Below are 14,132 nucleotides of genomic sequence, written 5' to 3'. Positions count from 1 at the left end.
CTCCAGGGCTCAGAACTTCACGCTGCCGGTCACCTGGATGGTGCGCGGCGCGCCCGGGACCCAGTGGCCCGAGTAGATCGAATCGGCGTAGAGCTTGTTGGTCACGTTCTTGACGTTGAGCTTGGCGCTGTAGTTGTCGTCGTGCGTGTACTCCAGCATCAGGTCGCCGGTCACCCACTTCGGCGCGACGATGCCCGCAGGATTGCGGTTGGGCGTCATCGAGCTGCGGACGTTCAGGCCGCCGCCGACGCGCCACTTGGGCAGCACCTGGTAGGTGCTCCAGACCGAGCCGCTGTGGCGCGGCGTCAGCGACGGACGCTGGCCCTGCAGCTCACCCGTGATCGAGCCGGACGCCGTCAGCGCGCCCTTGTCGATCTCGGCCGACGGGATCCAGGCATAGCTGACGAAGGCCTCCCACTCCGGCGTGATGCGGCCGGCGATGTCGAGGTCCAGGCCGGCGACGTGGCGCTTGCCCGACAGCAGGTAGTCGTCCAGCGGCGTCAGGCTCTCGCTGTCGCGGTTGCGCTCGTTGAGCTTGGTCGCGTGGAACAGCGAGGCGCGCACGCTCAGCTGGTTGGCGAACAGGTCGAGCTTGCTGCCGATCTCGATGTTGCGGTTGCTCTCCGGCGGCGTGTTGGTTCCGGCAGCGTCGTACTGGAACGAGTCACCCGAGGTGTTGAACGAGGTGCTGTAGGAGATATGATAGCTCTGCAGATCGCTCGGCTGCCAGATCAGGCCCAGGCGCTTGCTCCAGACATGGTCGCGGCGGCCGCGGTCGGCCGTCACCGTGCCGATCGGCACCGTGGTGCTGGTGGCGGTCTGGTAGGTCTTGTAGTGGCCGCCGAAGTTGTCCCAGCGCAGGCCGGCCAGCAGCTTCAGCTCGTCGGTCAGCCACACCATGTCCTGGGCGTAGAGGCCGATCGACGAGGTGTCGAAGGACGAGGCCTGGCGGCGCAGGCGCTGGGTCTCGTCGACCGAGCCGCTGCCGTCGTTGGGCGTGCCGTAGTAGGTGATGGTGCTGTTCTTGTTCAGCGTCACACCGGTGGGCAGCACGTTGGGCGCGAAGCCGTCGAAGTTCTCCTGCGACAGGTCGACGCCGGTGATCACGTCATGGCGCTTGCCGCCCCAGTTGGCGCGGAAGCTGTAGTCGCTCTGCAGATTGGTGGTCTGCAGGTTCTGGATCTTGTTGTTGGTGCCGCGCTGCAGCGGGGTGGCGGCCGTCAGCAGCGAGGAGCCGGTCAGGCCGGGCGTGGTGAAGCCCGAGCAGGCCGCGTTGGTGGTCGCGCTGGTGCAGAAACGGATCGTGCTGGCGCGCATGTCGCGCACGTAGACGCCGTGGCGCAGCGTGGTCTTCAGCTCCGAGCCGATGCCCAGGCGACGGGTCCACTGCAGCGTGCCGTGGGTGGCGCTGCCGGAGTTGTAGTCGCTGGCCGCGCCGTAGTAGTTGCGCGGGTTCATGTCCTTGATGATGGTGGCGGGCGTGGAACTGGCCGAGTTCGTGCGGATCCACGGCATGCCGTAGTTGATGCCGTTGAAGTTGTCCAGGTGGTACATCGAGGCGGCGAACTCGTCGCGCTCGCCGATGCCGTGGCGCAGATCGACCGCCGCACCGTGCTTGTTGACGAAGTTGCCCCAGTTGTCGGCCTCCGTCTTCATCGCGTTGACGCGCAGTGCGGTGCTCTCGCCGGTCTTCTTGTTCAGGTCGACCACGACGCGGCCGAACTTGCCGTCACCGGCCGTCACGTCCAGCGAATAGCCGTCACGCAGATAGGCCTGCTTGGACGACTGGTTGACCAGGCCGCCGGTCGAGCCACGGCCGAACAGCATCGAGGCCGAGCCCTTCAGCAGCTCGACGCGGTCGAAGGCGAAGGTGTCGCGGTCGTAGAAGGCCGGGTCACGCAAACCGTCGAAATAGATGTCACCGGTCTGGGCCAGGCTGAAGCCGCGCAGGCGGATGTCCTGCTCGCCGCCTTCGGGGGCCAGGAAGGAGACGCCGCCGGTCTGGCGCAGCGCGTCCTGCACGGTGTCGGTGCGGCGGTCGTCCAGCAGCTTCTCGGTGAGCACGGTGACGGCCTGCGGGATGTCGCGCAGGTCCTGCTGGCCCTTGGCGATGCCGGTGGTGGTGGCGCGCACCGAGTTGGCGTCGGTCTCGACCTTGGCCTTGACCTTCAGGCCCGGCAGCACGGTGGGCTGCTGGCCGGCGGCGCTGGCCGCGGCGGCCGGTGCGGCGGCGGCCTGGTCCTGGGCCAGAGCCGGCAGGCTCAGCAGTCCCAGGCCGGCAGCCAGTGCGCCCAGCGGCAGCAGACGGGCAGCGTCGGCTGCCGGCGTGGCCGCAGACGAGGAACGGCCGCGACGGGCCTGACGGGACTTCTGGGATGTGCGCATGGTCGAGTGCTTGTTCAGAGGAGGACGACAGGAATCAAGCACGGGCTGGCGCGGGCTGGCTGGTGCCGAGGAAAAACGGACGAAAAGCCAGGCACGCGACAGCGTGACCCGGCGGTCGAACCGAGGTGCTGGCGCCGCCAGGCGGCGCCGGACTCACTTGGTCAGGATGAGCTTGCCCAACGCGGTCTGGCGCAGGCGGTAGACGCTGCCCTGGTGCTCGATGAGCACCTCCTTGTCGCGGCCCAGCAGCTGACGGCTGCTGTAGCGGCGCATCGCGGCGAGGTCCGGCACCTCGATGGCCGGCCGTGCGGCCGAGGGCAGCGCGGCCTGCGACGAGGGCTCGCGCACGACGCTGCTGTCGAGGGGCAGTTCGGCAGTCGACCCGGACAGGGCCATGGCGACGGACATGATCAGCTCTCCAGATCGAAATCGATGGGCACCAGCGCCCAGACGGTCTGGCCCACACCCTGGACCATCAACGCCTTGAAGCGCGCCCGCTTGAGGGCCTGGATGGCCGCATCGTCCAGCCGCGCATGGCCGGACGACTGGGCCACGGTGACCTCGCGCGCCATCCCGCCATCGGGGCCGACCAGCACGCGCAGCACCACCCGGCCCGACTCGCCGTTGCGGCGCGACAGGCGCGGATAGACCACCTCGGGCAGTTCGACATAGGCCAGCGCGGACGACGGCACCTCGCGCGGGGCCACCGGCGCCGGCCGGGGCGGCGGGGCCGGCGGCGCCGGCGGTGCGGCCACCGCGGCGGCGACCACGGGCGCGGCCACCGGCACCGGGGTGTCGATCACCGGCGCGGGCGGGGCCGGCGGCGGCGCGGGCGGTGCGGGCACGGACACCTGCACTTCCGGCGGCGGCAGCGGCATCGGCGGCGGCGTCACGTCGGCCCGGGTCACGACCTTCTTCTGCGGCGTGGGTGGCGGCGCGGGCGGCGGTGGCTCCGGCGGCGGCGCCGGCAGATCGATCATCGAGACGAACAACGGCACCTGCGCCACGGCCTGCGGCAACACCTTGCCCTGCAACAGCGCCCAGCCCAGCAGCGCGTGCAGCGCGACGATGCCGACGATGGCCGGGCGCGGACCGCGCGACGGCTGCCAGCCGGCGACCTCACCGGAGGCCTGCGCGACCGCTGCCGGCGCGCCCACCGGCGGCTGCACCAGCGACGGGCCCGACGGCACCTGGCGCGCGGCGGCCGCGGCGCGCGGCGCGGGCTGCGAAGGAAGTACAGCGGAGTTCATGGCGCCGAACTGTAATCGCAACACGAATCGTTCTTATTGAAGTTCCTTGGGCGATGTCAACTTGTCGGACAAGACTTGACACGCCGGGCAAATGCGGGTTGACCCGGATCGCCGATCGGACAGACCCGACGGGCCGCTGGATGCGGGGCCGGCGACGGCGACGGCGAGCAACGCGTTCTCTGTCAGAATCACGCGTCCGTCCGGTCCCGCCCTGCGCCCGGACGACCACCGGGAAGCGTGGCCGAGTGGTTTAAGGCACCGGTCTTGAAAACCGGCGAGGGTTGATCCCCTCCGTGAGTTCGAATCTCACCGCTTCCGCCAAACGAAACCCCAAGTGCTTGATGTGCTTGGGGTTTTTTCTTTTCCGGCGCCCACCCGCGGCCCGCCGCACCGGCGGCCGGGTCAAGACCCCGGCCACACGGCCGATAACCCGCCACAGGGGTGGCGCGGTCCGCATGCGACACCCGCAACCTCTTCTCTCGGGTGTCACAGGTGTCTGTCCTGAGTCCAGGCTTTCCGGAACCGGCCACGCTGCAATGGGCACTCGGTGCCCTGTTGCTGCTGGCCGCGGCCTGCGCGGCAGCCTTCGCACGCACGGCGGAGCCCGAGCGTGCCGCGCTGCGGGACTGGGCCTGGGCCTGTGGCCTGGGCGGCGCCGCGGCGCTCGGCGCGCTGCAGGCCGGCCTGCATCCGGACCGCGGTGATCCGGCGTCCTCCCCCATCCCGGCCGTCGCGCTGGGCCTGCGCATCCTGCTGGCCATCGCGCTGATGAGCCTGCCGGCGCTGGCGATGCGGGCTTTCGCACGGGTGCTGGGCGTGCCGGTGCGCGCGCGGCTGCTGTGGGGCTGTGGTGGCCTGGGCGTGCTGGGTCTGCTGGCCACGCAGTGGCCCGATGCCCCGCCACGCCTGGGCCCGGCGGCCGCGGCGGCCGCCAGCGCGCCCATGCTGGGCTGGATCGGGCTGGCGCTGCGCAGCGGCCGACCCGACCCGCGTCGGCGGCCGCCCGGCCGTCGCCTGCTGGCCATGGCCTTCGGTGGCCTGGCCCTGGGCTGCGGCATGCTGGCCGCCTGGCTGCTGCTGCGTGGCGACCGGCTGCCCCCCACCCCGTCACCGGAACGGCTGCTGCTGGGCGCGGCGAGCGCCGTCGGCCTGCTGAGCGCGGGCTTCTTCTTCCTGGTGCAGGAGCAGCGCCGCCAGCGCCAGGGGGACCGCAGCCGGCGCGACGGCCTCACCGGCCTCTACACGCCCGAGGCCTTCGCCGAACGGGCGCTGCCGACCGTGCTCAGTGCCCGGCCCTATGCGGTGCTCAAGCTGGAGATCGACGATGCGCAGCAGATCGCGCAGCAGCACGGCACCGCGGGCCTGGAGACCGTGCTGGCCCATGCCGCGCGCCAGATGATGCAACGCATCCGGCTGAGCGACCTGTGCTGCCGCAGCGACGCCCACGGCTTCTGGCTGCTGGCCCCCGAGGTCAGCCCGGGCCAGGCCGAGCAACTCGCGCACCGGCTGGTGGATGACGCCACGCTGCAGCGGCTGCGCGTGGGCCCTGAGCGCATCGGTTATGCGCTGTCGGTCGGCTGGGCCTGTCATGTCGGCGGCCTCTATGAGGACGAGCCGCTGACCGAGGTCATTCAACGGGCCGAACAGGCGCTGGCCGCCAGCCGTCGCGCGCATGGCGGTGCCGCATGACGTCTTCCTGACAGACGCGGCCGCATCGCCGTCCGACTGCGCTGCATCAATGCAAGGCCCCCGTACCGGCGGCGGGTCATGCCGGTCAGCACGCGGTCAGACTCGACATCAAGACTTGCTCCAGCATCGACCACATCGACAAAGGAGCAAGCGATGACCGACCCCATGGTGGCCCGGATCAGGGCAAACCCGAAATATCAGCAGCTGACCTCGAAGCGGTCGAGCTTCGGCTGGATGCTGACCATCCTGATGATGGTCGTCTACTACGGCTACATCGCCCTGATCGCCTGGAACAAGCCGTTCCTGGCCCAGCCGCTGGGCAGCGGCGTGACCTCGGTCGGCATCCCGATCGGCCTGGGCGTGATCGTCTTCACGATCGTGATCACCGGCCTCTACGTGCGCCGGGCCAACACCGAGTTCGACGAACTCAACCGCGCCCTGCTGGCCGAGGAGTCGAAGAAGTGAACCCGCGCACGCTTTCCCGCAGCGGCCTCACGGCCGCGGGCCTGATGCTGGCCGCCGGCGCCGTCCACGCCGCCGGCGGTGACCTGGGCCAGACCGCCAAGCAGGCCACCAACTGGACGGCCATCATCATGTTCGCGCTGTTCGTGGCCGGCACGCTCTGGATCACGAAGTGGGCGGCCTCCAAGACCCGCTCGGCCGCCGATTTCTACACCGGCGGTGGCGGCATCACCGGCTTCCAGAACGGCCTGGCGATCGCCGGCGACTACATGTCGGCCGCCTCCTTCCTGGGCATCTCCGCGGCCGTGATGGCGTCGGGTTATGACGGCCTGATCTACTCGATCGGCTTCCTGGTCGGCTGGCCGGTCATCACCTTCCTGATGGCCGAGCGCCTGCGCAACCTCGGCAAGTTCACCTTCGCCGACGTCGCCGGCTACCGCTTCAAGCAGGCCCCGATCCGCGCCTTCGCGGCCTCGGGCACGCTGGTGGTCGTGGCCTTCTACCTGATCGCGCAGATGGTCGGCGCCGGCTCGCTGATCAAGCTGCTGTTCGGCCTCGACTACTGGGTCGCGGTGGTGCTGGTCGGTGCGCTGATGATGGTCTACGTGCTGTTCGGCGGCATGACGGCCACCACCTGGGTGCAGATCATCAAGGCCGTGCTGCTGCTGTGCGGCGTGACCTTCATGGCCTTCATGGTGCTGTCGCAGTTCGGCTTCTCGCCGGAGGCGCTGTTCGCCAAGGGCGTCGAGGTCAAGACCGCCATGGCCGCCAACGCCAAGGATGCGGCGATCGCCGCGGCCACCGCCGCCAGCGCCGCGGCCACCACGCCGGAGGCCGCCGCCAGCGCCGCCGCCGCGCTGGCCAAGGCCCAGGCCACCGATCCGGCCGCCGTCGGCCTGTCCATCATGGGCCCGGGCGGTTTCATCAAGGATCCGGTCTCGGCCATCAGCTTCGGCATGGCGCTGATGTTCGGCACCGCCGGCCTGCCGCACATCCTGATGCGCTTCTTCACGGTGCCCGACGCCAAGGAAGCCCGCAAGAGCGTGTTCTGGGCCACCACCTGGATCGGCTACTTCTACATCCTGATCTTCATCATCGGCTTCGGCGCCATCACCCTGGTGCTGACCAACCCCGAGTTCGCCGACACGGCCAAGGGCGTGATCAAGGGCGGCGCGGGCACGGCCAACATGGCCGCGGTGCTGGTGGCCAAGGCGGTGGGCGGCGACGTGTTCTACGGCTTCATCTCGGCCGTGGCCTTCGCCACCATCCTGGCGGTGGTCGCGGGCCTGACGCTGTCGGGCGCCTCGGCGGTCTCGCATGACCTGTACGCGACGGTGTTCAAGGGCGGCCATGCCGACCCGGCCGCCGAGCTCAAGGTCTCGCGCATCACCACGCTGGCCCTCGGCGTCGTCGCCGTGATCCTGGGCATCGCCTTCGAGAAGCAGAACATCGCCTTCATGGTGTCGCTGGCCTTCGCGATCGCCGCCTCGGCCAACTTCCCGGTGCTGTTCCTGTCGATGCTGTGGAAGGGCTGCACGACCAAGGGCGCCGTCATCGGCGGCTTCCTGGGTCTGGCCTCGTCGGTGGGTCTGACCATCGTCTCGCCGTCGGTGTGGGAAGCCACGCTCGGCAACCCCAAGGGCTCGGCCTGGTTCCCGTACAGCTCGCCCGCGCTGTTCTCGATGACCATCGGCTTCGTCGGCGTGTGGCTGTTCTCGGTGCTGGACAACAGCGCCCAGGCGGCCAAGGAGCGCGAGAACTTCGACGCCCAGCAGGTGCGCTCGGAGACCGGTCTGGGCGCCTCGGCGGCCTCCGGCCACTGAGGCTCCCGCTCCGGTGCGCGCCATCGCGCACCGGGCCACACCGCCAGCTCCGGACGCTGCCAGGCCAGCGTCCGGCCGCGGTCCCGCACGGCCCGCCCTTCGGCAACGGAGGGCGGGCCGTGTCGTTTGCGGCCACCGCGGTGCGGGATCGCCACCCGAGGTCTCCATTGATGTCGGTTAACGAGAATGGTTCTCGTTCCTGATATAAAGACGAATTGTCCTGATCCCGAACCCCGCACGACCATGAAGTCCCTTGCCCCGACCTCCCGTTCCGTCCTGCGCCCGTGGCGCGCGGCATTGCTGGCCGCTGCGGTCGGCACCACGCTGGTGGCCCCTCAGGCCGTCCGGGCACAGGCTGCGGCACCGGCGGCCGCCCAGGCCCAGCCGACGGCGGCCGCACCGGTCGACGCTGCAGCCGTGGCCCGTCACTACGCGGTGCTGGTGCAGGCCGGCTACGCCGACACGCTGGCCGCCGCACGCGACCTGCAATCGGCGATCCAGGCCTTCACCCGGGCGCCGAGCGCCGAGGGCCTGGCCGCCGCCCGCAAGGCCTGGCTGGCCGCCCGCGAGTCCTATGGCCAGACCGAGGCCTTCCGCTTCTACGGTGGCCCGATCGACGACGCCAAGGGCCCGGAAGGCCAGCTCAACGCCTGGCCGCTCGACGAGTCCTATGTCGACTACGTCGAAGGCAAGCCCGGCGCCGGCCTGGTCAACAAGCCGAAGTTCGCGATCACCAAGGCCGCGCTGGCCAAGGCCAACGAACGCGGCGGCGAGGAGAACATCAGCGCCGGCTGGCACGCCATCGAGTTCCTGCTGTGGGGTCAGGACCGCAGCGAGACCGGCCCCGGCAACCGCAGCTTCGAGGACTACGTGGCCGGCAAGGCGCCGAACGCCGATCGCCGTGCGCGTTATCTGACGGTGGCCACCGAGCTGCTGGTCGATGACCTGTCCGGTCTGGTCGCGGCCTGGGAACCGGACCGCAAGAACTACCGCGCGCGCTTCGAGCGCGGCGGCCGCGAATCGGTGCGCAAGATCATCGTCGGCCTGGGCTCGCTGTCGCGTGGCGAGCTGTCCGGCGAGCGCCTGACCGTGGCGCTGAACTCGCAGGACCAGGAGGACGAGCACTCCTGCTTCTCCGACAACACCCACCGCGACGCCGCGACCAATGCCAAGGGCATCCAGAACGTCTGGACCGGGCGTTATGTGCGGCGTGACGGCAGCGTGATCGAAGGCCCGGGCATCGCGGCCCTGGTGGCCGTGCGCGATCCCGCCCTGGCCGAGAAGACCACCGCCCAGATCAGCCGCTCGGTGCAGTCGGCCGAATCCATTCCGGCGCCGTTCGACCGCGCGATCATCAAGGGCTCGGCCGGCCGGCCGATCATCGAGCAGACGGTGGCCAGCCTGGTCGCGCAGTCCAAGCTGCTGGTCGAATCCGCCAGCGCGGTGGGCATCGCCAAGCTGACGCTGGTCGAGCCCTGACACGGATCCCGAGGCGCACGGCGCCCGTGATCCGCTGAACCGGCCGCACGCGGCGGCGCCCGTCCTGGACGGCGCGCTGGCGTGCGGTCGCCATCCGTCCTCCTGTCACGGCGGCCCCGGCCGCGTGTTGCCATGCCTGTCCTGCAGTCCCCAGCCAAGCGCCTCGCGCTCGCCACGGGGCTGGCGCTGTCGTCGCTGGTCCTCTCCTCCTGGATCATCGCTGCGCCCGCCGATCCCTCCTCCCCGACGGACGCCGATCCGCTGGGCATCCAGACCGGCGGCCGTGGCACGGTGGAGGCCACCGGCCGCCAGGCCTACTCGTTCCCGCTGGCCGATCTGGACGATGCCGAGCAGGCGCGCTTCGTCATCGGCAACTCCTTCTTCAAGCGCAACTGGGTCGAGGCCCCGGCCTCGACCACCGCGCGCGACGGCCTGGGCCCGCACTTCATCGCCCGCTCCTGCGGCGGCTGCCACGTGATGGACGGCCGCGGTGCGCCGCCGGACTGGGGGCGCACGCTGGGCCCGCGGCCCGAGGCCACGGTCGGCCTGCTGCTGCGCCTGTCGGTGCCGGGGCCGGCCGATCCGCAGGCCGGCGTGCGGCCCGAGCCGGTCTATGGCGACCAGCTCGACAACGCCGCCGTCCAGGGCGTGCGCCCCGAAGGCCGGGTCGAGATCCGCGCCCGCCCACTGCCCGGCCGGATGGCCGACGGCACGCGCTACGTGCTGCGGCAGCCGCTCTACCGCATCGTCGACCCGGGCTACGGGCCGCTCGCCCACGACGTCATGATCAGCCCGCGGGTGGCCCCTCAGGTCATCGGCCTGGGGCTGATCGAGGCCATTCCCGAGACCGAGATCCTGGCCAATGCCCGCGCCCAGGCCGGCCAGCCCGGTCCGATCAAGGGCATGCCCAACCGGGTGTGGGACATGTACGCGCAACGTGAGGTGATCGGCCGCTTCGGCTGGAAGGCCAACACCGGCAGCGTGGCCCACCAGAGCGCCGGCGCCTTCCTCGGCGACATGGGCATCACCAGCCGGCTGAACGCGCGTGAGGCCTGCACGGCCGCGCAGACCGACTGCCTGGCCGCGGCCCACGGCGGCGGCGGACGCACCGGCGGTGGCGTGCTGACCGCCGCCCAGGCCAGCGCCGAGCGGCCCGAGATCGACGACGAGACGCTCGGCCACGTGATCTTCTACACCGCCACGCTGGCGCCACCGGCCCGCCGCCGGGCCGAGGACGCCCCGGTGCGCCGCGGCCAGGACCTGTTCACCCAGGCCCAGTGCGCGAGCTGCCACCGGCCCAGCTACGTCACCGGCGAGCCGCCCTTCCCCGCCTTGAGCACGCCGAAGGTGGCCGGCCAGCGCATCTGGCCCTACACCGACCTGCTGCTGCACGACATGGGCCCTGATCTGGCCGACGGCCGGCCCGATTTCCGGGCCAGCGGCCGCCAGTGGAAGACCCCGCCGCTGTGGGGCATCGGCCTGATGCGCGACGTCAACGGCCACCAGCGCCTGTTGCACGATGGCCGCGCCAACGGCGTGCTGGAGGCCATCCTCTGGCACGGCGGCGAGGCCGAAGGCGCACGCGAGCATGTCAAGCGCCTGTCGCGTGCCGACCGCGAGGCCCTGGTGGCCTTCGTCAATTCCCTCTGAGATCCGCGCGATGTCCGCACACCCGACTGGATGCTCCATGAACCGGATGCCCTGGATGCCGCGCCACCGCCGCATCGCCCACGCCGCAGGCCTGGTGTGCGCCGGCCTGCTGTGGACGGCCGCGCCGGTGCAGGCCCAGAACGACTGGCGCCGCACACCGGTGCCGGTCTACACCCCGGGCCAGCTGGTGGCCGGCCTGCAGGGTGACGGCCTGGCCGCGGCCGGGCGCTTCGCCCGCGACAGCCAGGCGCTGGCCGAGGCCCTGCGCCAGCGCTGCAGCGCCGTGCAGAGCACCAGCGCCCGGCCGTCCTCCGCCCCGGCATCGGCGCTGGCCGCGCCGCGTGCGGCCTGGCTGCAGGCCACCCGCAGCTGGGAGCGCCAGTCGGCCGTGGCGCTGGGCCCGCTGATCGAGCAGCAGTCGCTGCGCCAGCTGGACTTCCAGCCGACCCGCCCGGCCCTGATCGACAAGGCCGTCGCGGCCCGGCCGCGCGACGGCGCCGCGCTGGAGCGCATCGGCACGCCGGCCAAGGGCCTGCCGGCGCTCGAACATCTGCTGTGGACGCGGCCGGTGGCCGCCGGCACGCCCGAGTGCGACTACGCGGTGGCCATCGCCGACGAGCTGGCCCGCGCCGCCGACGGACTGCGCACCGCCCAGGCCACGCTGGCCGCACCGGACGTGGCCGCCCGCGAGCTCGACGAGGCCGCCCAGGCCCAGACCCTGGCCGCCTATGCCGAATGGGTCAACCAGTGGGTCGGCGGGCTGGAGCGCCTGCGCTGGGCACAGATCGGCAAGCCGGCGGCCAGCGGCCGGCCGACGGACTTTCCCCGCGCGGCCAGCGCCAGCACGGTGGCCAGCTGGGCCGCGCACTGGGCCACCCTGCGCCACATGAGCGTGCACGATGCCGACGGCGCACCGGCCGACGGCGCCCTGGTGCCCTTCGAGACCCAGCTGCGCAGCAAGGGCCTGAACCCGCTGGCCGACCGCCTGCTGCAGGCGGTGCGGGCCGTCGATGCCAGCCTGCCCGCGGCCCGCCCCGGGGCGGCCGCCCGCAGCGCCGCCGCGGTGCGCGCGCTCGGCACGCTCAAGCATCTGGCCGAGAACGAGGTGGCCACGGCGCTGAACGTGACCATCGGCTTCTCCGACGCCGATGGCGACTGAGCGCCGCCACGCCCTGCGCCGGCTGGCCGCCTTCGGCCTGGGCGGCGGGCTGTGGTGCGTCGGCGACGCCTGGGCGGCGGCCGGCACCGGCGCGGGCAGCGCCGCGAACCCGGGCCGCGCACCGGCCACCGGCGGCCCGGGCCCCGGCCCCCTGCCGGCCCCACGCCCCGCAGCCCAGCACCCCGCGGCGCTGCCACCCGCGCTGCGGCGCGCGGCCGCCGGCCAGACCGTGCTGAGCGCCGCCTGGCAGCGCCGCGACGGCCAGCACCAGATCGGCTGGCTGGCGCTGCCGGCCGACGGCGGCGCCCTGCGCGTGCTGGCCGCGCTCGACGTGCCCACCCGCGCCCATCAGGTGATCGCGGGTACCGATGGCGCGCTGCTGGCCGTCGCCCGCCGGCCCGGCGACTGGCTGCTGCGCTGGGCCGGCCCCGGCCACCGCGCCCAGTGGCGCTGGGCCGACGACGACCGCCGCTACAACGGCCACCTGCTGCCCTCGCCCGACGGCCGCTGGCTGCTGTCGACCGAGACCGATCTGCTCGACGGCCTGGGCCGCATCGTGCGGCGCGACGCCGCCAGCCTCGCCACCGTCGAGGTCTGGCCCAGCGGCGGCCGCGACCCGCACCAGCTGATCTGGGCCGGCGCCGAGGCGCCCGGTGCGCTGTACGTGGCCAACGGCGGCATCACCACGCTGCCCGAGACCGGCCGCCGCAAGCTGGCCCTGGGCACGATGGACTCGTCGATCGTGCGCCTGGACGGCCATGACGGCCGGCTGCTGGCGCAGTGGCGGCTGGACGATCCGCGGCTGAGCCTGCGCCATCTGGCCCGGCCCGCGGACGAGCGGCCGAGCCCGCGGGGGCGGCCGGGTCCCTCGGCAGTGGCCCCGGCGAACACGGCGGCCACCCCGTCCGCCACCTCGGCGAACACCTCCGCACCCGACTCGGCATCCACCACGGCGCCCATGTCCACCACATCGGCACGGCTGGATGCGGCCGGCCAGCCCACCGCATCCACCGCGGCGCTCGCGGCCGGCACGGCAGGCCCGACAAGCCCCCCCCGGCCCTGGCTGGCGATCGCGCTGCAGGCCGAGCACGACGCGGCCGAGGCCCGCGCCCGGGCCCCTGTGCTGGCGCTGCTGGACGCCGACGGCCTGCGCGCGATCGACGCCCCGCTGCCGCTGGCCGGCTACGGCGGCGATCTGTGCGCCACCGGCGCCGGCTGGGCCGTCAGCTGCCCGCGGGTCGACGGCGTCGCGCTGTATGCGCAGGATGGCCGTTGGGTGGGCCTGCGCAGCCTGGAGCAGGCCTATGCGCTGGCAGCCGCCGGCGACGGCGCGCGCTGGTGGGTCGGCGGGCTGCAGCAGGCCCAGCGCCGCCGCACCGACGCCACCGAGCCCCAGTCCGGCAGCGCGGTGGACGGCCTGCAGATCGACAACCACTGGCAGTGGCAGGCGGGCTGAGCGCCGTGGCCGCTCACCGCGGCGGTGTCGACAGCGGCGACATCGCCGTCGGCCACACGGGCCGTGGCCGTGGCTGCGACGGCCGCTCCCGCCTCAGCCGCCCCAGCCGCCTCAACGCCCCTCGCCCAGCAACCGCCGCAGCTTGATCCAGGCCAGCCCCGTCATCACCGCGTCGTTGAGCGCATCGTGGGCCGCGCGCTCGGGCAGGTCGAGCTCGCGCATCAGCGTGGCAAAGCGCAGGTCGATCGTCACGTTGCCCTGCTGGGCCCAGGGCGGCAGCTGGCGGTGCTTCCAGTCGTGGTACAGCGCCGAGACCTCGATGCGGCGCTGCGGCAGCCGCACGCCCAGCCAGGGAAAGATCGCGCGGTGGATCATCGCGAGGTCGAACTCCAGGTAGTAGCCGACCAGCGGCCGGCTGCCGATGAAGCGCAGCAGGCGCGCCATCGCCTCCTGGATGTCGAGCCCGTCCTGCAGGTCGCGCAGGCGCAGGCCGTGCACCCGGATGGCCTCGGTCGACAGCGCGCGCGTGGGCCGGATCAGCAGCTCCAGCCGCTCGCTGGTCAGCAGCCGGTCGCCGACGATGCGCACCGCGCCGACCGAGATGATCTGGTCGCGCCCGACGTCCAGGCCGGTGGTCTCGCAGTCCAGCACCACGGCCTCGTCGGGCGGCTCGGCCTCCCACATGAAGGCATAGCGCTCGTCGCCGCAGTGCCAGCGGTCCCAGGCGCGGACCAGCCCGCGCCACGCGCCCTCGATGCCGTCGACCGGGTTCATCGGCG

Annotated in this window: 11 protein-coding genes and 1 tRNA gene; 8 read left to right on the top strand and 4 right to left on the bottom strand. The window is 72.4% G+C overall.

The features are described 5' to 3' along the window. Positions 1-9: 9 nt before the first annotated feature. The 3 genes from AACH11_RS05275 to AACH11_RS05265 all read right to left on the bottom strand — a co-directional run bounded on the left by AACH11_RS05275 (position 10) and on the right by AACH11_RS05265 (position 3,635). Positions 10-2,385: a TonB-dependent receptor gene (locus AACH11_RS05275; RefSeq protein WP_341373151.1), complete on the bottom strand. Its 2,376-nt coding sequence runs from the start codon at positions 2,383-2,385 to the stop codon at positions 10-12. Between the two features lie 153 nt (positions 2,386-2,538). Further along, a complete protein-coding gene (hemP, locus tag AACH11_RS05270) occupies positions 2,539-2,793 on the bottom strand; it encodes a hemin uptake protein HemP (protein ID WP_341373150.1) in 255 nt (84 codons plus the stop codon). 2 nt (positions 2,794-2,795) lie between these two features. Further along, a complete protein-coding gene (locus tag AACH11_RS05265) occupies positions 2,796-3,635 on the bottom strand; it encodes an energy transducer TonB (RefSeq protein ID WP_341373149.1) in 840 nt (279 codons plus the stop codon). Positions 3,636-3,866: 231 nt separating this feature from the next. Here AACH11_RS05265 and AACH11_RS05260 point away from each other — a divergent pair. The 8 genes from AACH11_RS05260 (at position 3,867) to AACH11_RS05225 (ending at position 13,353) form a co-directional block, all read left to right on the top strand. Then, positions 3,867-3,956 (top strand) — tRNA-Ser (locus AACH11_RS05260). A 171-nt stretch (positions 3,957-4,127) separates the two neighbouring features. Continuing rightward, on the top strand, positions 4,128-5,324 hold the full coding sequence (locus AACH11_RS05255) for a GGDEF domain-containing protein (protein WP_341373148.1): 1,197 nt from the start codon (positions 4,128-4,130) through the stop codon (positions 5,322-5,324). Between the two features lie 153 nt (positions 5,325-5,477). Continuing rightward, a complete protein-coding gene (locus AACH11_RS05250) occupies positions 5,478-5,789 on the top strand; it encodes a DUF485 domain-containing protein (RefSeq protein ID WP_341373147.1) in 312 nt (103 codons plus the stop codon). A gap of 44 nt (positions 5,790-5,833) precedes the next feature. Then, positions 5,834-7,609, top strand: coding sequence for a cation acetate symporter (locus AACH11_RS05245; protein WP_341373290.1), 1,776 nt, complete (start codon positions 5,834-5,836; stop codon positions 7,607-7,609). A gap of 243 nt (positions 7,610-7,852) precedes the next feature. Further along, positions 7,853-9,088, top strand: a complete 1,236-nt coding sequence (locus AACH11_RS05240; RefSeq protein ID WP_341373146.1) for an imelysin family protein — start codon at positions 7,853-7,855, stop codon at positions 9,086-9,088. Positions 9,089-9,220: 132 nt separating this feature from the next. Beyond that, a complete protein-coding gene (locus AACH11_RS05235; RefSeq protein ID WP_341373145.1) occupies positions 9,221-10,738 on the top strand; it encodes a di-heme oxidoreductase family protein in 1,518 nt (505 codons plus the stop codon). Between the two features lie 37 nt (positions 10,739-10,775). Beyond that, positions 10,776-11,897 carry an imelysin family protein gene (locus tag AACH11_RS05230; RefSeq protein WP_341373144.1) on the top strand — a complete coding sequence of 374 codons (1,122 nt, stop codon included), beginning with the start codon at positions 10,776-10,778 and terminating at the stop codon, positions 11,895-11,897. Beyond that, complete coding sequence (locus AACH11_RS05225; protein ID WP_341373143.1) at positions 11,887-13,353, top strand: DUF1513 domain-containing protein; 1,467 nt, start codon at positions 11,887-11,889, stop codon at positions 13,351-13,353. Before AACH11_RS05230 ends, AACH11_RS05225 begins: the two co-directional genes overlap by 11 nt. Positions 13,354-13,464: 111 nt before the next feature. Here the strand turns inward: AACH11_RS05225 and AACH11_RS05220 are convergent, their stop codons facing one another. Beyond that, positions 13,465-14,127 (bottom strand): 3'-5' exonuclease, encoded by a 663-nt coding sequence (locus AACH11_RS05220; RefSeq protein ID WP_341373142.1) that lies wholly within the window; start codon positions 14,125-14,127, stop codon positions 13,465-13,467. Positions 14,128-14,132 lie beyond the last annotated feature (5 nt).

The organism is Pseudaquabacterium rugosum (assembly GCF_038066575.1).
GTDB lineage: Bacteria > Pseudomonadota > Gammaproteobacteria > Burkholderiales > Burkholderiaceae_C > Pseudaquabacterium > Pseudaquabacterium rugosum.
This window is presented reverse-complemented; position numbering and strand designations above follow the sequence as displayed.

Coding starts and splice junctions, on each gene's coding strand:
- AACH11_RS05275 (WP_341373151.1), bottom strand. CDS start 2,385: ATGCGCACATCCCAGAAGTCCCGTCAGGCCCGTCGCGGCCGTTCCTCG.
- hemP (WP_341373150.1), bottom strand. CDS start 2,793: ATGTCCGTCGCCATGGCCCTGTCCGGGTCGACTGCCGAACTGCCCCTC.
- AACH11_RS05265 (WP_341373149.1), bottom strand. CDS start 3,635: ATGAACTCCGCTGTACTTCCTTCGCAGCCCGCGCCGCGCGCCGCGGCC.
- AACH11_RS05250 (WP_341373147.1), top strand. CDS start 5,478: ATGACCGACCCCATGGTGGCCCGGATCAGGGCAAACCCGAAATATCAG.
- AACH11_RS05245 (WP_341373290.1), top strand. CDS start 5,834: ATGCTGGCCGCCGGCGCCGTCCACGCCGCCGGCGGTGACCTGGGCCAG.
- AACH11_RS05240 (WP_341373146.1), top strand. CDS start 7,853: ATGAAGTCCCTTGCCCCGACCTCCCGTTCCGTCCTGCGCCCGTGGCGC.
- AACH11_RS05235 (WP_341373145.1), top strand. CDS start 9,221: ATGCCTGTCCTGCAGTCCCCAGCCAAGCGCCTCGCGCTCGCCACGGGG.
- AACH11_RS05230 (WP_341373144.1), top strand. CDS start 10,776: ATGAACCGGATGCCCTGGATGCCGCGCCACCGCCGCATCGCCCACGCC.
- AACH11_RS05225 (WP_341373143.1), top strand. CDS start 11,887: ATGGCGACTGAGCGCCGCCACGCCCTGCGCCGGCTGGCCGCCTTCGGC.
- AACH11_RS05220 (WP_341373142.1), bottom strand. CDS start 14,127: ATGAACCCGGTCGACGGCATCGAGGGCGCGTGGCGCGGGCTGGTCCGC.